The organism is Streptomyces sp. B15 (assembly GCF_018070605.1).
GTDB classification, from domain to species: domain Bacteria; phylum Actinomycetota; class Actinomycetes; order Streptomycetales; family Streptomycetaceae; genus Streptomyces; species Streptomyces smyrnaeus.
In genome coordinates this window covers 110552-132027 of record NZ_JAGPXJ010000006.1, presented here as the reverse complement: position 1 = coordinate 132027, position 21476 = coordinate 110552, and the positions used below count along the sequence as shown (strand labels likewise).

At 70.6% G+C, this 21476-nt stretch carries 13 protein-coding genes and 1 pseudogene; 11 read left to right on the top strand and 3 right to left on the bottom strand.

What is annotated here, in order from left to right; translation table 11 throughout:
• Positions 1 to 87 precede the first annotated feature (87 nt).
• From mtnA to KBY19_RS05180, 7 genes and pseudogenes are all read left to right on the top strand, one after another.
• Positions 88 to 1227: an S-methyl-5-thioribose-1-phosphate isomerase gene (gene mtnA / locus KBY19_RS05210; RefSeq protein ID WP_099881555.1), complete on the top strand. Its 1140-nt coding sequence runs from the start codon at positions 88 to 90 to the stop codon at positions 1225 to 1227.
• Complete coding sequence (mtrA, locus tag KBY19_RS05205; RefSeq protein ID WP_099881553.1) at positions 1224 to 1901, top strand: two-component system response regulator MtrA; 678 nt, start codon at positions 1224 to 1226, stop codon at positions 1899 to 1901. The genes mtnA and mtrA overlap by 4 nt, the downstream gene beginning before the upstream one ends.
• A gap of 154 nt (positions 1902 to 2055) precedes the next feature.
• Positions 2056 to 3825, top strand: a complete 1770-nt coding sequence (gene mtrB / locus KBY19_RS05200; RefSeq protein WP_247690621.1) for an MtrAB system histidine kinase MtrB — start codon at positions 2056 to 2058, stop codon at positions 3823 to 3825.
• Positions 3822 to 5687 (top strand): LpqB family beta-propeller domain-containing protein, encoded by a 1866-nt coding sequence (locus KBY19_RS05195; protein ID WP_210957178.1) that lies wholly within the window; start codon positions 3822 to 3824, stop codon positions 5685 to 5687. The genes mtrB and KBY19_RS05195 overlap by 4 nt, the downstream gene beginning before the upstream one ends.
• 390 nt (positions 5688 to 6077) lie before the next feature.
• Positions 6078 to 6668: a ComF family protein gene (locus KBY19_RS05190; protein WP_307843437.1), complete on the top strand. Its 591-nt coding sequence runs from the start codon at positions 6078 to 6080 to the stop codon at positions 6666 to 6668.
• A gap of 303 nt (positions 6669 to 6971) precedes the next feature.
• A complete protein-coding gene (gene raiA / locus KBY19_RS05185; RefSeq protein ID WP_210965249.1) occupies positions 6972 to 7673 on the top strand; it encodes a ribosome-associated translation inhibitor RaiA in 702 nt (233 codons plus the stop codon).
• Positions 7674 to 7975: 302 nt separating this feature from the next.
• A pseudogene (locus KBY19_RS05180) lies at positions 7976 to 8635 on the top strand (response regulator); the annotation flags it as partial.
• 187 nt (positions 8636 to 8822) lie between these two features.
• Here the strand turns inward: KBY19_RS05180 and KBY19_RS05175 are convergent.
• Both KBY19_RS05175 and KBY19_RS05170 read right to left on the bottom strand, forming a co-directional pair.
• Complete coding sequence (locus KBY19_RS05175) at positions 8823 to 10040, bottom strand: winged helix-turn-helix domain-containing protein (protein WP_210965248.1); 1218 nt, start codon at positions 10038 to 10040, stop codon at positions 8823 to 8825.
• Between the two features lie 40 nt (positions 10041 to 10080).
• Entirely contained in the window at positions 10081 to 10731 is a 651-nt protein-coding gene (locus KBY19_RS05170) for a GNAT family N-acetyltransferase (RefSeq protein ID WP_210965247.1), read from the bottom strand.
• Positions 10732 to 10927: 196 nt separating this feature from the next.
• Here KBY19_RS05170 and secA point away from each other — a divergent pair, with 196 nt between their 5' ends.
• Positions 10928 to 13771 carry a preprotein translocase subunit SecA gene (secA, locus tag KBY19_RS05165; protein WP_099881538.1) on the top strand — a complete coding sequence of 948 codons (2844 nt, stop codon included), beginning with the start codon at positions 10928 to 10930 and terminating at the stop codon, positions 13769 to 13771.
• Between the two features lie 76 nt (positions 13772 to 13847).
• Here secA and KBY19_RS05160 read toward each other — a convergent pair whose 3' ends face one another.
• Positions 13848 to 14321 (bottom strand): Rv3235 family protein, encoded by a 474-nt coding sequence (locus KBY19_RS05160; RefSeq protein WP_247690605.1) that lies wholly within the window; start codon positions 14319 to 14321, stop codon positions 13848 to 13850.
• A 284-nt stretch (positions 14322 to 14605) separates the two neighbouring features.
• Here KBY19_RS05160 and KBY19_RS05155 point away from each other — a divergent pair, with 284 nt between their 5' ends.
• The 3 genes from KBY19_RS05155 to KBY19_RS05145 all read left to right on the top strand — a co-directional run bounded on the left by KBY19_RS05155 (position 14606) and on the right by KBY19_RS05145 (position 21460).
• A complete protein-coding gene (locus KBY19_RS05155; RefSeq protein WP_099881536.1) occupies positions 14606 to 15145 on the top strand; it encodes a hypothetical protein in 540 nt (179 codons plus the stop codon).
• 82 nt (positions 15146 to 15227) lie between these two features.
• Positions 15228 to 15935: an HAD family hydrolase gene (locus KBY19_RS05150; protein ID WP_210965246.1), complete on the top strand. Its 708-nt coding sequence runs from the start codon at positions 15228 to 15230 to the stop codon at positions 15933 to 15935.
• 440 nt (positions 15936 to 16375) lie between these two features.
• Positions 16376 to 21460 carry an NAD-glutamate dehydrogenase gene (locus KBY19_RS05145; protein WP_210965245.1) on the top strand — a complete coding sequence of 1695 codons (5085 nt, stop codon included), beginning with the start codon at positions 16376 to 16378 and terminating at the stop codon, positions 21458 to 21460.
• Positions 21461 to 21476 lie beyond the last annotated feature (16 nt).

The following is a 21476-nucleotide window of genomic DNA, read 5'->3' as shown; positions in this document are numbered from 1 at the left end:
ATCGTGCCACGGGGCGGTGCGGGCGCGGCCAGTCGGGAGCGGGCGACGCCCTTCTGGGGGCCCGCGCTGAGCAGGCAGACTGGGCGGATGGCTGAAGAGTGTGTACCCGTGATCCGCTACGAGGAGTTGCCCGAGGGGCCCGTCGTCGTGCTCCTGGACCAGACCCGGCTGCCCGTGGAGGAGGCCGAGTTGGTGTGCACGGATGTGCCTGCCCTGGTGGAGGCGATCTGCTCGTTGGCGGTGCGGGGCGCGCCGGTGCTGGGCATCGCCGGGGGGTACGGGGTCGCGTTGGCGGCGGCGCGGGGGTTCGATGTGGCGGACGCCGCGGAGCAGTTGGCACATGCGCGGCCGACGGCGGTGAACCTCGCGTACGGGGCGCGGCGGGTGGAGGCCGTCTACCGAGAGGCGCTCCGCGCGGGCGCTGGGGAGGCGGGGGCTGCCGCGCAGGCGTTGGCGGAGGCCCGTGCGCTGCACCGGGAGGACGCCGAGGCGAGCGAGCGGATGGCCGAGTACGGAAGTGCGCTGCTGGCTGATCTGGTGCCCGGGGGCGGGATGCGGGTGCTGACGCACTGCAACACCGGGAGGCTGGTATCCGGTGGGGGCGGTACGGCGCTGGCTGTCGTGAGGGCGGTGCACCGTGCCGGTGAGCTGCGGCGGCTGTGGGTGGGGGAGACGCGGCCGCTGTTGCAGGGGGCGCGGCTGACGGCGTACGAGGCTGCTGAGGCGGGGATGGCGTACAGCGTGCTGACGGACGGTGCCGCCGGGTCGCTGTTCGCGGCCGGTGAGGTGGACGCTGTGGTGGTGGGAGCGGACCGGATCGCGGCGGACGGTTCGGTCGCGAACAAGGTCGGGACGTATTCGCTGGCGGTACTGGCCGGGCACCACGGGGTGCCGTTCGTGGTGGTGGCTCCGGTCACGACGGTCGACCTGGCCACGGAGTCGGGCAGCGACATCGAGGTGGAGCAGCGGGCGGCGCACGAGGTCACGGAGGGCCTGTGGGGGAGATCACCGGGTTCCCGGATGGGCTCGGGCGGAGGCCCGGCACTGGCTCCGGTGGGGGCGCACGCCTACAATCCTGCGTTCGATGTGACACCGTCCGCGCTGGTCACTGCCGTGGTGACGGATGAAGGGGTGGCCTCTCCCGTGACGTCCGCCGGGATCGCGGAACTGTGTTCCACATCACGTAAGAGGGTGTCGCGTTCGGCTAATGGGATGATGAAGTCATGAAGGGACGCGTCCTTGTCGTCGATGACGACACCGCACTGGCAGAGATGCTCGGCATTGTGCTGCGCGGAGAAGGCTTCGAACCGTCGTTCGTCGCGGACGGCGACAAGGCGCTTGCCGCCTTTCGGGAGACCAAGCCTGATCTGGTGCTGCTCGATTTGATGCTGCCCGGGAGGGACGGCATCGAAGTGTGCCGCCTCATCCGTGCAGAGTCCGGGGTGCCGGTGGTCATGCTCACCGCCAAGACCGACACGGTCGATGTGGTGGTCGGGCTGGAGTCCGGGGCTGACGACTACGTCGTCAAGCCGTTCAAACCGAAGGAGCTGGTGGCGAGGATCAGGGCACGGCTGCGCCGTTCCGAGGAGCCGGCGCCGGAGCAGCTGGCCATCGGCGATCTGGTGATCGATGTGGCCGGGCACTCGGTGAAGCGGGACGGGCAGTCCATAGCGCTGACCCCGCTCGAGTTCGATCTGCTGGTGGCGCTGGCGCGTAAGCCGTGGCAGGTGTTCACCCGAGAGGTGCTGCTGGAGCAGGTGTGGGGGTACCGGCACGCGGCGGACACCCGGCTGGTCAATGTGCATGTGCAGCGGTTGCGCTCGAAGGTCGAGAAGGACCCGGAGCGGCCGGAGATCGTGGTGACCGTGCGCGGCGTGGGTTACAAGGCCGGGCCCAGCTGAGATGACCCGTAACACCGCACCGCATCGCGCCGGTGGGGGGCGGGGCGCGGGCCGGGAGTCCGATATATCCAAATTCGGGCGTTTGTGGCGCAGCGGCGTCCTCTTCTCCGACGGCCTCCTCCCCGAGGGCGCGACCGGTCCTGGGGCGCGCCCCATGGTGCGTTTCTTCGTGCGGTGGGTGCGCAGGCCGCTGCTGCCTGTGATGCGGCTGTGGCGGCGGAACATTCAGCTCCGGGTGGTTGTGGCCACGCTGCTGCTGTCCTTGGGCGTGGTGCTGCTGCTGGGGCTCGTCGTCATCGGGCAGGTCCGCAACGGCCTGCTGGAGGCCAAGGAGCAGACCGCGCAGAGCCAGGCGTCGGGAGGGTTCGCCGCCGCCGAGCAGATTGCCGACAGTGCGGGGAGCGGGCCCAGCGGCGAGGACGGCATCCGGGGCAGCAGAAGCGCCCAGAATGCGGGCACCTGGTTGAACAATCTGGTCGAGCAGCTCGCCAGCGGCGGCCAGGGCGTCTATTCGGTGGTGGCGCTCGGCTCCGACAACAACGAGTCACCGTTCCTCGGCAACAGCAATCTGACCACTCGCGGCCCGCGTTCCTCCGGCGACATCCGCCCCGAGGAGAGCATTCCCGCCGATCTGCGCAAGGCGCTCGACGACAAGGCCGGTCCGCATCAGCGCTACGCGCGTGTCTATCGGCAGGATCACAGCAGCGACCCGGCGCTGATCGTCGGCAAGCGGCTCAACGACGCGCGCGGCAATCCGTTCCAGCTCTACTACGTCTTCCCCTTCACCCAGGAGGAGGAGTCGCTGAGCCTGGTCAAGGGCACGTTGGCCACCGCGGGTGTGTTCGTCGTGGTGCTGCTGGGCGCCATCGCCTGGCTGGTGGTGCGGCAGGTGGTGACACCCGTACGGATGGCCGCCGGGATCTCCGAGCGGCTGGCTGCCGGGCGGCTGCAGGAGCGGATGAAGGTCACCGGCGAGGACGACATCGCCCGTCTGGGTGAGGCCTTCAACAAGATGGCGCAGAATCTCCAGGTCAAGATTCAGCAGCTGGAGGCGCTGTCCCGGATGCAGCGGCGCTTCGTCTCGGACGTCTCGCACGAGCTGCGGACGCCGCTGACGACGGTGCGGATGGCGGCCGATGTCATCCATGAGGCGCGTGAGGACTTCGATCCGGCCACCGCGCGCTCGGCCGAACTGCTGCTCGGGCAGCTCGACCGGTTCGAGTCCCTGCTGGGCGATCTGCTGGAGATCAGCCGGTTCGACGCGGGCGCCGCCAATCTGGAGGCGAGCGCCGTCGACCTGCGTGATGTCGTTCACCGTGTGGTCGAGGGCTGTGAGCCGCTTGCCGAGTGCAAGGGCAGCAGGATTCTCGTGCGGGGCGACGAGCAGCCCGTGATCGCGGAGGTGGACAGCCGCAGGGTCGAGCGGGTGCTGCGCAATCTGGTGGACAACGCCGTCGAGCACGGAGAGGGCGGCGATGTCGTGGTGCGGCTGGCGACCGGCGGCGGTGCGGTGGCGGTGGCCGTACGGGACTACGGCGTCGGTCTCAAGGAGGGCGAGGCCGACCGTGTCTTCAACCGCTTCTGGCGGGCCGACCCGGCGCGGGCCCGTACGACGGGTGGCACGGGGCTGGGGCTGTCGATCGCGCTGGAGGACGCCCGGCTGCACGGCGGGTGGCTGCGGGCCTGGGGCGCGCCGGGGGACGGTTCGCAGTTCCTGCTCGTCCTGCCCTGTACGGCCGGGGAGCCGCTGCGGGGGTCGCCGCTGCGACTGGAGCCCGAGGACTCGCGCAGAAGGCGGGAGCGGGCACGGGAGAGCGGACGGCCGGTCGCACCGCTGGGCGCTTCGCCCGTTCCGGCCGGCCGGATGCCCGAGGGCGTGCGGAACGACGATCGAGCGGGACGTTCCGGAGGGGAGCAGGCATGAGGGCCGCCGAGGGGCGTACGAAGCGCAACGGAGGCGCGCTGCGACGGCAGCGTGCGCTGGTCGTGCTCGCCGCGTGCGGGACGCTGCTGGCCGGCTGCGCGTCGATGCCGGAGGACGGCAAGGTCAAGCACGTCACTTCCTCGCACCGTACCGACGGCGATTCGCAGGTGCGGGTCTACAGCGTCAGTCCGCAGAAGGGCGAAGCGCCGACCCAGATCGTGCGCGGGTTCCTGGAGGCGACGACCAGTGACGAGGCCACCTTCCCCACGGCGCGCGAATATCTGACGCGCTCCCTGGCCCGTAGGTGGGACCCGTTCGCGTCGACGACGGTTCTCTCGGACGGGCCGAGCGTCAGGAAGGCGCCGCGGCGCAGCACGGCCGTCGAGGACGGCTACTCCGTGGAGGTCTCCGGTTCCCGGATGGCCGAGGTGGACAGCAAGCACGCCTACTCGCCCTCCAAGGGCGACTACAGCGAGGTCTTCCACCTGACCAAGGTGGACGGGGAGTGGCGCATCGACGAGATGCCGGACGGACTCGTGCTCGGCGAGTCCGACTTCCAGCGCATCTACCGCCCCATCAACACCTACTACTACGCACGGCTCGGGCCGGACGCGGAATCGATCACGGACGGTCAGAATGTGCTCGTCGCCGATCCCGTCTATCTGCGTCGGCGTATCGACCCGGTCACCAAAACGGTCTCCGCGCTGCTGCAGGGTCCGTCCGGGTGGATCGACCCGGTGGTCACCTCCTCGTTCCCCCGAGGCACCCGTCTGGCGCCCAAGGAGCACCTTTCGGTGGACGACTCGGGCGTGCTGCGGGTGCGGCTGAACTCCCGGGGGGCCACGGCCGAGGGCAAGCGGTGCGTGCGGATGGCGGCGCAGGTGCTGTACTCGGTGCAGGACCAGGCCTCGGCGAAGATCAGCAAGGTCGAACTGGTGGGCCCCAAGGACCGTGCGATGTGCGCACAGACGCGTGAACAGGTCGCCGCCTACCAGCCGGGCCGGCTCAACGGCAGCGCGAAGAACGCCTACTTCATCGACGAGAACCACCGCGTCGCCGCCTTCCGGGGCAAGGGCGAGCCCCCGAGTCCGGTCGAAGGGCCGCTGGGCCGCGGCCAGGTGGAGATGGGCTCCGTCGCCGTGAACCGGATCGAGAGCGAGGGTGCGGCCGTCTCACGCGGACGGCGCGGACTCTATGTCGCCTCCCTGGAGGGGAGCAGTGCGGCCACCGCGCTCGGCGATCCGGTGCTCACCAGCAAGGCCAAGCGTGAGAACGACCGGCTGACGGCGCCCAGCTGGGACGGGCTGGGCGACCTGTGGGTGGCCGACCGCGACCCGGACAACCCCCGGCTGCTGCGGCTGCGCGGCGGCAAGGAACGGCCCGACGAGGTACGGGTGCCGGACCTGGACAAGGGCGAGCGCATCGAGTCGCTGCGGATCTCCTCCGACGGGGTGCGGATCGCGCTGCTGGTCCGGGGGCGCGACGGCCACACCTCGCTCCAGCTGGGCCGCGTGGTGCGCCGGGGCACGACGAAGGAACCCCAGGTGACGGTGGAGCAGCTCCGCCCGGTCGCCCCTCAGTTGGTGGACGTCTCGGCGGCCTCCTGGGCGGGCGGCAGCCGGCTCGTGGTGGTGGGGCGCGAGTCCGGGAGCGTCCAGCAACTGCAGTACATGGAGACCGACGGCTCGGTCTCGGACCAGCCGACGCTCCCCGGCATCACCGATGTGACGGGAGTCGCCGCGTCCGAGGACGAGAGCAAGCCGCTGCTGGCCGACTCCGAGGACGGGATCGTGCGGCTGCCTCCCGACGCGAACTGGAGGATGCTGACGGAGACCGGCTCGGCCCCCGCCTACCCCGGCTGAGCCCGGCCGTCCGGTTGCCCGGTCGGACGTCGTCGCCCGGTCGAGCCGTCTCCCGGTCGTGCCGCCGAGCCGTCGCGTCGCGGCACCGTTGAGTCGCTGAGCAGCGCGGACTCTCTGTCTGCGCACGGGTGTTCGCCCCGGGGTGAGGCATGGCTCCGGAAGTTGTCCACAGGGGTGGTGGCGCCGTGCCGCGGATGCCACAGTGGGGTCATGTCGAGGTCCTGGCAGGGACTTCGGCGGGAAATCGCAGGTCTGGTGCTGCCCATGGGGTGTGCCGGTTGCGGTCGTCCGCGCGAGCGGGACCGCTTGTGCGACGAGTGCAGCAGCGTGCTGAATGGCGCGGTGCCGCGGCGGGTGTGGCCCTCGCGCGTACCGTCCGGACTGCCTCGGGTGTATGGAGCGCTCACATACACCGGCGAGGCCCGAGCCGCGCTGCTCGCTCACAAGGAGCGCGGTGCCCTCGGGCTGGCCGCGCCACTGGGAGCGGTGCTGGCCCGCGCCGTTCTGCCGGCCTCGCACGTGCCGGAGACCCCCGCGCATGCCTCCGTGCCCACCGCCCCCGCTCGGCGCGGGCCGCCCTCCCGGGACGGCGGCCCGTCCCCACGGCGCCGGGTGCCGGTCACGCTCGTGCCGGTGCCCTCCACGCGCCGGGCGGTCGCGGGGCGGGGGCACGACCCGGTACGGCGGATGGCGCGGGAGGCCGCGCGGGTGCTCCGGAGGCGGGGCATGGCTGTACGGGTGCTGCCCGTGCTGCGTCAACGACGCAGGGTCGTCGACCAGTCGGGGCTGACGGCGGCGCAGCGGACGGCGAATCTTGCCGGAGCTCTGGAGATGGTGCCAGGCGGCGTGCGGCTGCTGGGTGCGGGCCGGGTCGTGCTGGTGGACGATGTGATGACAACAGGTGCGTCGCTGGCGGAGGCGGCGCGGGCGTTGGGAGGAGTGGCGTCGGCGGCGGTGCTCGCGGTCCGCTCGGACGAGTGATCGGGCAGCACGCAAAGTTGCCTCGGGTGACCGCGGTGGAACTATCGGACTGCCGACATCGTTGCAGGTGGTACGAGGATTGACTCCCCTGATCGGAGGTACGTGTCGGTAGGGGGTGCCGCGCCTCCCCCACTGGAGGTACGTTCGGATTGGGTGGCGATCTCCCCTCCGGGGGAGAAGGAGGTGAAACTCGCAAGCCGACCTCGAGCCGGAGAGCCAACGGCGGGAGGGCCGAGCCTCCGGCGTCAGTGCACCAAGGACGGTCGCACGGAATCGTGGGACTGTCCGGGAACGGAGTTCTGCGTGGACATCGTCGTCAAGGGCCGAAAGACAGAGGTGCCCGACCGGTTCCGCAAGCACGTGGCCGAAAAGCTGGAGAAGGTTCAGAAACTCGACGGCAAGGTGATCAACCTTGAGGTCGAGGTGGCCAAGGAGCACAACCCCCGGCAGGCCGACCGTTCCGACAGGGTGGAGATCACCCTGCGTACGCGTGGACCGGTCATTCGTGCGGAGGCAGCAGCCTCCGACCCGTACGCGGCGCTCGACCTGGCCGCCGGCAAGCTGGAGGCCCGGCTGCGCAAGCAGGCCGACAAGCGTCGCGTCCACCGCGGCGGGAGCCGCGCACCGATGAGCGTCGCGGCGGCAACCGCACACCTCGCGTCGGAACTCAACGGAGAACTCGACGCGGCTGCCGGATCGGTGGCCGCTCCATCGGAGACCGACGGCCAGCCGAAGGTCACCAGGATGGGACCGCTGGAGGTGCGCGGCGAAGGACCACTCGTCGTACGGGAGAAGACGCACGCCGCGGCATCCATGACGCTGGACCAGGCGCTCTACGAGATGGAGTTGGTGGGTCACGACTTCTATCTGTTCGTCGACTCCGAGACCAAGCAGCCCAGTGTCGTCTACCGGCGGCACGGATACGACTACGGCGTGATTCATCTGGAGCCGGATCCGTTCGTCCAGGAGCCGCCGCCCGGAGCGGGCGGGGCGCTGGGCGGCTGACGCCGACCGGCGGCAGTCCGGTACAGCCCACCAGGGGCGGCCCGGCACGTGCCCGGCGCAGCCCTGTGCGCCACCGGCTTGATGTTCGCGCCCCCGGCCGGATCTCGGGACCCGGCCGGGGGCGCAGGCATGAGTAACATCAAGACCCACGCCAATCGCCTTTGGCGGTAGTGGGGTTGGTGGGAGACCAGGGTGCAGGGGGAGGAACGATGGTGGACAGCTTCGGGCCCGTGATGCCCATGCCCGACGCACACCCGGGCCCGGGGGCGGAGGACGAGCCGTGTGAGCGGGAGCGGCGGCAGGAGCCGATCCGGGTGCTGGTCGTCGACGACCATGCGCTCTTCCGGCGGGGACTGGAGATCGTCCTGGCCCAGGAGGAGGACATCCAGGTCGTCGGGGAGGCCGCGGACGGCGCGGAGGCGGTGGACAAGGCGGCGGACCTGCTGCCGGACATCGTGCTGATGGACGTCCGGATGCCGAAACGGGGCGGGATCGAGGCGTGCACCTCGATCAAGGAGGTGGCCCCCAGTGCGAGGATCATCATGCTGACGATCAGCGACGAGGAGGCGGACCTCTACGACGCCATCAAGGCGGGTGCCACCGGCTATCTGCTCAAGGAGATCTCCACGGACGAGGTCTCCACGGCGATCCGGGCCGTGGCCGACGGCCAGTCGCAGATCAGCCCGTCCATGGCGGCGAAGCTGCTGACCGAGTTCAAGTCCATGATCCAGCGCACGGACGAGAGCAAGCTGGTGCCCGCGCCCAAGCTCACCGACCGGGAGCTGGAGGTGCTCAAGCTGGTGGCCACGGGCATGAACAACCGGGACATCGCCAAAGAGCTGTTCATCAGCGAGAACACCGTCAAGAACCATGTACGCAACATCCTGGAGAAGCTGCAGCTGCACTCCCGGATGGAGGCGGTGGTCTACGCGATGCGCGAGAAGATCCTCGAAATCCGCTGAGGGCTCGGCACCAGGCCTGCCTCGGCCGCGCCTCACAGCCTCGTCCCGGTCCCTCACGCCTCGCCTCGTGCCTCACAACGCGTCCCCCGGGCGCCTCTCACCCTGCCCCGGCTGCGGCCCCTGCCCCGGCGCTCCCGGCGCTCCACACGCGTCCCCCGACGGCCTCACATGCGTCCCCGGCGGCGCCTCAGAGGCCCAGCTCGTCCAGTGCGGTCCTCAGCCGGGGGCGCAGCTCCTCCGGGACGCAGCGCTCGACCCGTACCGCGTCGCAGCCCACCCAGGAGGCGGCCTCGCCCAGCGCCCGCGCCATCGGCTCCACGGCCTTCGTGCTCTCCAGCGAGAGCTGGCGGGCCACCAGCGTCGTGCCCTCCCGGGCCGGGTCCACGCGGCCGACGAGCTTGCCGCCCGCCAGCAGGGGCATCGCGAAGTAGCCGTGCACCCGCTTGGGCTTCGGGACGTACGCCTCCAGCCGGTGCAGGAAGCCGAAGAGGCGTTCGGTGCGGGGGCGGTCCCAGATGAGCGAGTCGAAGGGGGAGAGCAGGGTGGTGCGGTGCCTGCCGCGCGGGGTGCTCTCCAGCGCCGCCGGGTCCGCCCAGCCGGGCCGGGGCCAGCCCTGCACCTCGACGGGGACCAGACCGGTGTCCGCCAGCACGGCGTCCACCTGCTCGGCCTTGAGCCGGTGGTAGTCGGCCAGGTCGGCGCGGGTGGCGACGCCCAGCGCGGCGCCCGCCTGCGTCACCAGGCGGCGCAGGCACTCGTGATCGTCCAGCTCGTCGTGGAGCAGCGCCTCGGGGACGGCGCGCTCCGCCAGGTCGTAGACGCGCTTCCAGCCGCGCCGTTCGGTGACGACGACCTCGCCGATGTCCAGCAGCCACTCCACCGCGATCTTGCTCTCGGACCAGTCCCACCACTCGCCACCGTTGCGGCCGCCGCCCAGGCCCGCGGTGGTCAGCGGTCCCTCGGACTTCAGCCGGTCGCGGACGGCGGCACAGGAACCCTCGCGGTCCTGCATCCGGTGCCAGCGGTGTCCCCGGTCGCGGAAGGCGCGACGGCGGAAGGCGAAGTGCGGCCACTCCTCGATTGGCAGCACACACGCGGCGTGCGACCAGTACTCGAAGCTGTGCGAGTCCGACCAGTAGGCCGACTCCACCGCTTGCCGTCCCACCGGGCCCAGCCGGGCGTACGGGACCAGTTCGTGTGACCGGGCCAGCACCGAGATCGTGTCCAGTTGCACAGCGCCCAGCTGCCGCAGCATGCCGCGCACTCCCGCCCGCCGGTCCGGGGCACCCAGCAGCCCCTGGGCCCGCAGAGCGATCCGCCGGGCCTCGTCGGCGGAGAGGGAGACCTGCGGGGCGGGGGTGGCGGCGGTGGTCGGAACAGCTGTGGAGGGCAGGCCAGTCGTCATGCGGCCCACCTTAAGTGGGGCCTCTGACAGCGCATTTCCGTCAGCGCGGTGAGGGCAGATAGGGCGTCTCCAGGCCGTACCCCCAGTCCGAGGGGAGCAGCGCGGCGATGCGGGCGTCCCGGCGTGTTCCCCTGTGCACGATGCGTGCCCGCTGAATGCCCTCCTCCACGAAGCCGAGCCGCTGTGCCACGGCGCGTGACCCCTCGTTCTCGACCTGGGCGACCCATTCCAGCCGTTCCACGCCCAGCGCGCTGAAGGCCCACTCGGCGACTGCGCGCCCGGCTTCCGCCGTGTAGCCCTTGCGCCGGTGACCGCGCGCTGTCCAGAAGCCCAGCTCGGCCTGGCGCTCAGCGGTGCGCAGCAGCTCCAGCCGCACCAGCCCCATGGAGCCGACCAACACGCCGCCTTCCCCGCCGGCCTCCCTGGCCGCCGCCTCCCGGCCGCCCTCGCCGCCTCGCTCCCCACCGCCGTCGCGGGTGAAGAGGCCGAAGTTGTACATCGTGTCGTCCCGCCAGCCGTTCCGGCTCGTGTTCCGGACGAACTCCGCGGCATCCTTGAGCGTGTAGGGCTCAGGTACGGGCACGAAGCGTTGAATGTCCGGATCGTCGCACGCCTCGGCGACTGCCGCTTCGTCCCGCTCCTCGAAGGGGCGCAGTACGAGCCGCTCCGTGTGCAGTGTGATGGGGTCCATAGCTTGATTGTGCCGCCGGGCCGTCCGGCACCTTCGAGGGCTCCGGCACGTTGGGGGTACAGGGGCAGTCGTCCCTCGCATACGATGGCCGGTGCGGTAAAGGCCCTCGGCAAGGAGAGGACCTCGGTGATCACCGCCGATATCCGCACTGACCGTGCAGACCGTGCCAGGCCCGACCGGCAAGGAGCCACCCTAAGTGTCCGTCTTCGGCAAGCTCATGCGTGCAGGTGAAGGGAAGATCCTGCGCAAGCTGGACCGCATCGCGCGGCAGGTGAATTCCATCGAAGAGGACTTCGTCGACCTGTCGGACGCCGAGCTGCGGGCACTCACGGACGAGTACAAGGAGCGGTACGCCGACGGCGAGAGCCTCGACGATCTGATGCCCGAGGCCTTCGCGACCGTTCGTGAGGCCGCGAAGCGGGTGCTGGGCGAGCGGCACTACGACGTGCAGCTGATGGGTGGCGCCGCGCTGCACCTCGGATACGTCGCCGAGATGAAGACCGGTGAGGGCAAGACGCTGGTCGGCACCCTGCCGGCGTATCTGAACGCGCTGTCGGGCGACGGCGTGCACATCATCACGGTCAACGACTACCTGGCGCAGCGTGACTCCGAGTGGATGGGCCGGGTGCACCGCTTCCTCGGGCTGAGCGTCGGCTGCATCGTCGCCAACATGAGCCCGGCCGAGCGCCGCGAGCAGTACGCGTGCGACATCACCTACGGCACGAACAACGAGTTCGGATTCGACTACCTGCGCGACAACATGGCTTGGTCGAAGGACGAACTCGTCCAGCGGGGCCACAACTTCGCCATCGTCGACGAGGTCGACTCCATCCTCATCGACGAGGCCCGTACGCCGCTGATCATCTCCGGCCCCGCCGACCAGGCCACGAAGTGGTACAGCGACTTCGCGAAGCTCGTCAAGCGCCTGGAGCGCGGCGAGCCCGGCGACCCGCGTACCCAGAAGCCGGAGACGGGCGACTACGAGGTCGACGAGAAGAAGCGCACGGTCGCCATCCACGAGTCCGGCGTCGCCAAGGTCGAGGACTGGCTGGGCATCGACAACCTCTACGAGTCGGTCAACACCCCGCTCGTCGGCTACCTCAACAACGCGATCAAGGCCAAGGAGCTCTACAAGAACGACAAGGACTACGTCGTTCTCGACGGCGAGGTCATGATCGTCGACGAGCACACCGGCCGTATCCTCGCCGGCCGCCGCTACAACGAGGGCATGCACCAGGCGATCGAGGCCAAGGAGGGGGTGGAGATCAAGGACGAGAACCAGACGCTCGCCACCATCACCCTCCAGAACTTCTTCCGCCTCTACAAGACGCTCTCCGGCATGACCGGTACGGCGATGACCGAGGCCGCCGAGTTCCACCAGATCTACAAGCTCGGCGTCGTCCCCATCCCGACCAACCGGGCGCTGGCCCGCAAGGACCAGGCCGACCTGATCTACCGCACCGAGGTCGCCAAGTTCGACGCGGTCGTCGACGACATCGTCGAGAAGCACGAGATCGGCCAGCCGATCCTGGTGGGCACCACGTCCGTCGAGAAGTCGGAGTACCTCTCCAAGCAGCTCACCAAGCGCGGTGTGCCGCACCAGGTGCTCAACGCGAAGAACCACGAGCGCGAGGCGCTGATCGTCGCCGAGGCGGGCCGCAAGGGGGCCGTCACGGTCGCCACGAACATGGCCGGCCGCGGTACCGACATCAAGCTCGGCGGCAACGCCGAGGGCATGGCGGAGAACGAGCTGCGCGAGCGCGGCCTCGACCCGAACGAGCACCCGGAGGAGTGGGCGGCCGCGCTGCCCGCCGCGCTGGACAAGGCCGAGAAGTCGGTCAAGGCGGCCGTCGACGAGGTCAAGGAGCTGGGCGGCCTCTATGTGCTGGGCACCGAGCGCCACGAGTCGCGCCGGATCGACAACCAGCTGCGCGGCCGCTCCGGCCGCCAGGGCGACCCGGGCGAGTCCCGCTTCTACCTCTCGTTGGGCGACGACCTGATGCGGCTGTTCAAGGCGCAGATGGTGGAGCGCGTGATGTCGATGGCGAACGTGCCGGACGACGTCCCGATCGAGAACAAGATGGTGACCCGCGCCATCGCCTCCGCGCAGTCCCAGGTCGAGCAGCAGAACTTCGAGATCCGTAAGAACGTCCTCAAGTACGACGAGGTGCTCAACCGGCAGCGCGAGGTCATCTACGGCGAGCGCCGCCGCGTCCTGGAGGGCGAGGACCTGCACGAGCAGGTGCGGCACTTCATGGACGACACGATCGAGGCGTACGTCCAGGCCGAGACCGTCGAGGGCTTCGCCGAGGAGTGGGACCTGGACCGGCTGTGGAGCGCCTTCAAGCAGCTCTACCCGGTGCAGGTGACCATCGAGGAGCTGGAGGAGGCCGCCGGTGACCGCGAGGGGCTGACGGCGGACTTCATCATCGAGGCCATCAAGGACGACATCCACGAGCAGTACGACAAGCGTGAGAAGGAGCTCGGCTCCGAGATCATGCGCGAGCTGGAGCGGCGCGTGGTGCTCTCGGTGCTCGACCGCAAGTGGCGCGAGCACCTGTACGAGATGGACTACCTCCAGGAGGGCATCGGCCTGCGTGCGATGGCCCAGAAGGACCCGCTGGTCGAGTACCAGCGGGAGGGCTACGACATGTTCCAGGCCATGATGGACGGCATCAAGGAGGAGTCCGTCGGCTATCTGTTCAACCTGGAGGTCCAGGTCGAGCAGCAGGTCGAGGAGGTGCCGGTCGAGGACGCGGCCCCGGCGCCGTCCCTGGAGAAGGAGGCCCCGCGCGACGCGGTGCCCGCCGGTGCGGCCCCGGCCATCCACGCCAAGGGGCTGGATCAGCCGCAGCGCCCCGACCGGCTGCACTTCTCCGCTCCCACCGCGGAGGGTGGTGTGGTCGAGCGGGACCTGGACACCTCGGACACCGGCGCCCCGGCGGACGGCGACGACGGTGGCCCGGTCCGCTCGCCCGCGGACGGTCTCACCCGTGCGGAGCGCCGCAAGGCCCAGAAGGGCCGCAAGAAGCGCAAGTAGCCGCGAAGCATGAGGGCCGGGCACCTGGTGCCCGGCCCTTTGTGCTGGCAAGCGGGCGCACTTCCAGGGCCGCCGGTCAGGGGCTGACGTCCAGCTCGACGGCTGTGCAGCGCCAGCGGCCGTCGGGGCACCACTCCAGGCGGAAGGCCATGGCGCGCTGGTGGGCGCCGGTGGAGATACGGGCGAAGGCCTCGATGACGCCGTCGCGGGGCTGGGTGCCGCGGGCCTCCAGTACGGCGGGCGCCGCACGGTCCGCGCCCCGGGGCCGGAGCGGGGCCAGCGGTGCGAGAGCGGCCAGCCGGTCGTAGGCCGGGCCCCTGGCGTACGCGAGGAGCGTGTGGACGGGGCACTGACCGCTCAGCACCAGCAGCAGGCGATGGGCGAACCAGAACGGGGGACGGCGTTCACGGGCGCGGTGTGCGGCGGCGCGCAGCGCGGCGTCCGCGGGGCGGCGGCTGTCGCGCCGGGTCGGCGGCCGGGAAGGTGCCGTGCGCGCGGTGCGCCTGCGCGGTTGGCGTCCGGATGCCGGCTCGGAGACGGGCGTCGTCATGGGCTCCCCAGTGGTGGTGTGCCGGCCCGGTAGATCGATACCGGGTGGTAACTGACTGGACGGCAATGGTTGTAGCGGCGGAGCGCGGCGCACCGCAACGCACGGGTACGGGTGGGCCGGGGGTCTTGGGAAGTTCCCCTATCTGGTGCGGGTGGGCGTTGTGTGTTGACGTGGCACCACCCCCACCTGCGGATTCGTGAGGCCGCCGGGGAGGGCGGCGCGGGGGTGCGGCCCGTATGCTGACGGGGCATACGGTCCCCGGCGATACACGAAAGCGGCAGCCCATGCGTGTCTATGTCCCCCTGACCCTGCCCGCGCTGAGCGAGGCACACGGTGCGGGTGAGCTGGGGCCTGCGCCCGTCGAGGCGTACGCGGTCACCCCCGCACTGCGCGCGTGGTGGGGCTCCGAGGACGAGGAGGAGCTGGAGTACGCGGCGCTGCGGCAGGCGGCCGGTGCCTCGCTCCGGCTGCTGGCCGAGCAGTACGAGGCCGCGCGGCGCCGGGTCGTCGTCGTGGCGGAGGCGGCCGAGGCCACCGTCGCCGTGGCCGACGAGGGCGACGAGACGGCCGGGGACGCCCGGAGCGCGGACGAGGACGAGAGCGTCGTCGGCAGGGTGCGGCTGACCGCCGCCGTCCCGTTCACCAAGGCGGCGGCCGTCCACCTCGACGCCGAGGACGCGGTCGACGACGTGACAGCGGCCGTCGGGGCGCTGTCCGCCGCGTCGAGCGGCGACGAGAAGGCACAGCAGGTCGTCGACCGTACCGAGGACCACGAACTGCTGTGGTTCGCGACACAGGAGATCCCCGCCCTCATCGGCGGCTGACCAGCGGCTTTCCCTGTTCGCCGACGGTGTGCCGGGAGAAACCGGTGTCGCGCTGTCAGTCCTCTCTCCTACCGTCTGATGCATGGTCTTGGGGCGAAAGCAGAAGTCCGCACACATCGTGTGGGACTGGAACGGCACGCTGCTGCACGACATCCACACCGTTCTCGACGCGACGAACGCGGCGTTCGACGAGCTCGGACTTCCCGCCATCACGCTGGAGAGATACCGGGAGCTGTACTGCGTCCCGGTGCCGCGCTTCTACGAGCGGCTGATCGGCCGGCTGCCCACCGACAGCGAGTGGGAGCTCATGGACGAGACCTTCCACCGGCACTACTGGGCCCGAATCGCCGACGCGGCTCTCGCCGAGGGTGCCGCCGAGCTGTTGGCGGCGCGGCAGGCGGCGGGGCGCACCCAGTCGCTGTGTTCGCTGGCGCCGCACGAGAGGCTGCTGCCGTTGCTGCGCACCTACGGCGTCGACGGGCACTTCGTGCGGGTCGACGGCTCGGTCGGGCCGTCGGGTGGTGGCAAGGCGGCTCAGATGGTGCGACACCTCGCCGCGCTGTCCGGTGTCGAGCCGGGCCGGACGGTGGTGATCGGCGACGCGGTGGACGACGCGCTGGCGGCGGCGCACGCGGGGGCGCGGGCGGTGCTGTTCACCGGTGGCTCGCACAGCCGGGCCAGTCTGGAGGAGGCCGGGGTCCCCGTGGTCGACACGTTGCACGAGGCCGTGGAGACGGCGGAGCAGCTGGCGGCGCAGCCGTGGGAGGAGTCGGCCCGGGTGCAGGCGTAGGACGGGGCGGCGGCAGTGGGTGGCGGCGAGCCAGGTCAGGGGGCCTCCGCGCGGCTCCCCGCGGGGAACCGCGCGGGGGGCCGGTGCCGTCTGTGTCGACGTGCCCCCGGATCCCCGCTTTGCCAAGAGTTTCCCCGGCCCTTCCCCAGGTGGCCGGATCGGCGAAGATGATCTCGGTGTGCTCGCTATCTGTACAAATGAGGCCCATGACGCGCCGGGGCCCGGGAGCGATAGCCTTACCCACGTGATCAGCGCGATATCCACCGGAGGACCTGCCCTCGGGCGCCCCTCCGTACAGCGCCCTCCGCATCGCGGGCCGGGCGCCGCTGGTCGTCTCTTCCGGCACGGCAGCGGACCCGAGCGGACACCCCGTCTCATTCCGGTGCCGTGCCTTCATTTTCCCGACGTCACGCAACGGCGCGCGACAGGAGTCAGAGGACATGCAGAGCAAGCTGGATGAAGCAAAAGCCGAGCGGCTGGCGGAAGCCGCCCGGGTGGCTGAACAGAGCCCGGCCCAGGGGCGCCACCCGGTCCAGGGGCCCGACGGCCCCCAGGACGGAGCCCTTGGCGCGTATCTCCAGCGGTACTACCTGCACACGGCGCCGGAGGACCTGGCCGACCGCGATCCGGTCGACATCCTCGGAGGTGCGCTCGCCCACTACCGTCTCGCCGAGGAGCGGCCGCAGGGCACGGCCAACGTTCGCGTGTACTCGCCGTCGATCGACGAGAACGGCTGGTCGTGCACGCACTCGGTGGTCGAGGTCGTCACCGACGACATGCCGTTCCTGGTCGACTCGGTCACCAATGAGCTCTCCCGGCAGGGCCGCGGTATCCATGCGGTGATCCACCCGCAGATGGTGGTCCGCCGGGATCTGACCGGGAAGCTGCTGGAAGTGCTCTCCGTCGGCCGGGACGACGCACAGGTGCCGGACACCCAGCTGCTGGACACACCGGCCACCGAGGGGGGGAAGGCCCGGGCCGGGAAGAAGGGCAGGGGCCGGCAGACCGCGGGCGGGAAGCTGCCGCACGACGCGGTGGTCGAGTCCTGGATCCACGTCGAGATCGACCGCGAGACCGACCGTGAGGACCTCAAGGAGATCGCCGCCGATCTGCGCCGGATCCTCTCCGATGTGCGGGAGGCCGTCGAGGACTGGCAGAAGATGCGCGGCGCCGCCCTCCGGATCGCCGACGAGCTGCCCGACGAGCCCGCCGACGAGCTCCCCCAGGAGGAGATCGAGGAGGCCCGGGAGCTGCTGCGCTGGCTGGCCGACGACCACTTCACCTTCCTCGGCTACCGCGAGTACGAGCTGGACGCCGACGGCACCGGTATTGGCAAGGAAGACGGCAAGGCGAAGGAGGGCACCGACGCCGAGGAAGGCGAGGAGCTGAGCCTCGCCCCGCTGCCGGGCACCGGACTGGGCATCCTGCGCGCCGATCCGCGGCGCAGCACGGACGAGAGCCACCCGGTCTCGCCGTCCTTCAACCGACTGCCCGCCGACGCCCGGGCCAAGGCGCGTGAGCACCGGCTGCTGGTGCTCACCAAGGCGAACAGCCGGGCGACCGTCCACCGCTCGTCGTACCTGGACTACGTCGGAGTCAAGAAGTTCGACGAGGCGGGGAACGTGATCGGGGAGCGCCGCTTCCTGGGCCTGTTCTCGTCCGCCGCCTACACCGAGTCGGTGCGCCGGGTCCCGGTGGTGCGGCGCAAGGTCGCCGATGTGCTGGAGAGCGCGGGGTTCACGCCCGACAGCCACGCCGGGCGCGACCTGCTGCAGATCCTGGAGACCTACCCGCGCGACGAGCTGTTCCAGACCTCGGTCGAGGAGCTGCGGTCCATCGTCACCTCCGTCCTCTACCTCCAGGAGCGCCGCAAGCTGCGGCTCTACCTGCGCAAGGACGAGTACGGCCGGTACTACTCGGCGCTGGTCTACCTGCCCCGCGACCGCTACACGACGGCGGTGCGGCTGCGGCTGACGGAGATCCTCACCGAGGAACTGGGCGGCACCAGTGTCGACTTCACCGCGTGGAACACCGAGTCGGTGCTCTCCCGGCTGCATTTCGTCATCCGGGTGAAGCCCGGCGCCCAGCTCGCGGAGCTGACGGACGCGGAGATCGAGCGGATCGAGGCCCGGCTGGCCGAGGCGGCGCGCTCGTGGGCGGACGGCTTCAACGAGGCGCTGGTCGCCGAGTGCGGGGAGGAGCAGGCCGCCGAGCTGGCGCAGAAGTACGCGCACGCCTTCCCCGAGGGCTACAAGGCCGACTTCCCGCCGCGCGCCGCGGTCGCCGACCTCCAGCACCTGGAGCAGCTGGTGCAGGGCGGCAAGGAGAACGACTTCTCGCTGAGCCTGTACGAGCCGGTCGGCGCGGGACCGGGTGAGCGCCGCTTCAAGATGTACCGGACCGGCAGCCCCGTCTCCCTCTCGGCCGTGCTGCCGGGACTGCAGGCGATGGGTGTCGAGGTGGTGGACGAGCGGCCGTACGAGCTGCGCTGCGCCGACCGCTCGCACGCCTGGATCTACGACTTCGGGCTGCGGATGCCGGAGGCCATGCGCGGGCTGGAGGAGGAGACGCGTGAGCGCTTCCAGGAGGCCTTCGCCGCGGTGTGGACGGGCCGGGCGGAGAACGACGGGCTGAACGCGCTGGTGCTCTCCGCGGGGCTGACCTGGCGGCAGGCGGTGGTGCTGCGTGCGTACGCGAAGTACCTGCGGCAGGCGGGCGCGACCTTCAGCCAGTCCTACATCGAGGACACGCTGCGCGGGAACGTGCACACCACCCGGCTGCTGGTCAACCTGTTCGAGGCCCGGCTGGACCCGGCACGCAGGTGGGCGGGGCACGAGCTGACGGACGGCATCCTGGAGGAGCTGAACGGCGCGCTGGACCAGGTGGCGAGCCTGGACGAGGACCGCATCCTGCGCTCCTTCCTCACCGTCATCAACGCCACCTTGCGCACCAACTACTTCCAGCGGGGCAGCGACGGCGAGCCGCACACCTATGTGTCGATGAAGCTGGACCCGCAGGCGATCCCGGACCTGCCCGCGCCGCGCCCCAAGTACGAGATCTGGGTGTACTCGCCGCGCGTGGAGGGCGTCCACCTGCGGTTCGGCAAGGTGGCGCGCGGTGGTCTGCGCTGGTCCGACCGGCGCGAGGACTTCCGTACGGAGATCCTGGGCCTGGTCAAGGCGCAGGAGGTCAAGAACACCGTCATCGTGCCGGTGGGCGCCAAGGGCGGCTTCGTCGGCAAGCAGCTGCCGGACCCGGCCGCCGACCGCGACGCCTGGCAGGCCGAGGGCATCGCCTGCTACAAGACGTTCATCTCCGGGCTGCTGGATGTCACCGACAACCTGGTCGCCGGTGAGGTCGAGCACCCCAAGGACGTGGTGCGGCACGACGAGGACGACACCTACCTCGTCGTCGCGGCCGACAAGGGCACCGCCACCTTCTCCGACATCGCCAACGAGGTCGCCGTCTCCTACGGCTACTGGCTGGGCGACGCCTTCGCCTCCGGCGGCTCGGCCGGCTACGACCACAAGGGCATGGGCATCACCGCCCGGGGCGCCTGGGAGTCGGTCAAGCGGCACTTCCGCGAGCTGGGCCACGACACCCAGACGCAGGAATTCACCGTCGTCGGTGTCGGTGACATGTCGGGCGACGTGTTCGGCAACGGCATGCTGCTCTCCGAGCACATCCGGCTGGTGGCCGCCTTCGACCACCGGCACATCTTCCTCGACCCCGACCCGGACGCGGCCACCTCCTACGCCGAGCGCCGCCGGCTGTTCGAGATGCCCCGCTCCTCGTGGGCGGAGTACGACACCAAGCTGATCTCGGCGGGCGGCGGCATCCACCCGCGCAGCGCCAAGTCGGTGCCGATCACCCCGCAGGTGCGCGAGGCGCTGGGCATCGAGGCGGGCGTCACCAAGATGACCCCCGCCGAGCTGATGCGCGCCATCCTGAGCGCCCCCGTCGATCTGCTGTGGAACGGCGGCATCGGTACCTACGTCAAGGCGTCGACGGAGAGCAACGCGGACGTCGGTGACAAGGGCAACGACGCGATCCGGGTGGACGGCCAGGACCTGCGGGTCAAGGTCGTCGGTGAGGGCGGCAACCTCGGCTGCACCCAGCTCGGCCGTATCGAGTTCGCCCTCAACGGCGGCCGGATCAACACCGACGCGATCGACAACAGCGCCGGTGTGGACACCTCCGACCACGAGGTGAACATCAAGATCCTGCTGAACTCGGTGGTGTCGGACGGCGACATGACCGTCAAGCAGCGCAACGCCCTGCTGGCCGAGATGACCGACGAGGTCGGCGAGCTGGTGCTGCGCAACAACTACGCGCAGAACGCGGCGCTGGCCAACTCGCTCGCCCAGGCCCCCAGTCTGCTGCTGGCCAGCCAGCGGCAGATGCGCCGACTGGCCAAGGAGGGCAAGCTGGACCGGGCGCTGGAGTTCCTGCCCTCGGACCGGCAGATCCGGGAGCGGCGCGGCAACGGCCAGGGGCTGACCCAGCCGGAGATCGCCGTGATGCTCGCCTACACCAAGATCAATATCACCGGCGAGCTGATCAGCACCTCGCTGCCGGACGACCCCTACCTCGAACGGCTGCTCTACGCCTACTTCCCCGAGGCGCTGCGCGAGCGGTTCGGCCAGCAGATCGCCAACCACGCGCTGCGCCGCGAGATCATCACCACGCTGCTGGTCAACGACACGGTCAATGTCTCCGGCTCGACCTTCGTGCACCGCATGATGGAGGAGTCCGGCGCCTCCACGGAGGAGATCGTGCGCGCCCACACCGCCGCGCGGGCCATCTTCCGGCTCGGTGACATCTGGGACGAGGTCGAGTCGCTGGACAACAAGGTGGCGGCCGGAGTGCTGACCGACATCCGGCTGCGCTCCCGGCAGCTCGTCGAGCGCGGCACCCGCTGGCTGCTCAACAACCGTCCGCAGCCGCTGGCGCTGGCGGAGACCATCGAGCTGTTCGCCGACCGGGTCGAGACGGTCTGGGCCGAGCTGCCCAAGCTGCTCAAGGGCGACGACCTCAAGTGGCACCAGCGGGTCTACGACAAGCTGTCGGGCGCCGGTGTCCCCGCGGACCTGGCGCTGCGGATCGCCGGCTCGGCGGCGGCGTTCTCCGCGCTCGACGTGGTGGCCGTCGAAGGCCGTACCGACACGGACCTGATGGACGTCGCCGAGGTCTACTTCGACCTGGCCGACCGGCTGGGCATCACCCAGCTGCAGGGGCGCGTCAGCGAGCTGCCGCGTGCCGACCGCTGGCAGTCGATGGCCCGCTCCTCCATCCGTGAGGATCTCTACGCGGCGCACCAGCTGCTGACGGCCGATGTGCTGGCGGCCGGCGACGGTGCCGCGACGGCGGAGCAGCGGTACGAGGCGTGGGAGGAGAAGAACCACGCGATCCTCGTCCGTGCCCGGGCCACGCTGGACGAGATCCAGGCCTCGGAGACGTTCGACCTGGCGAACCTGTCGGTGGCGATGCGGACCATGCGTACGCTGCTGCGCAGCAACCGCTGAGCCGCACCCGCTCGCA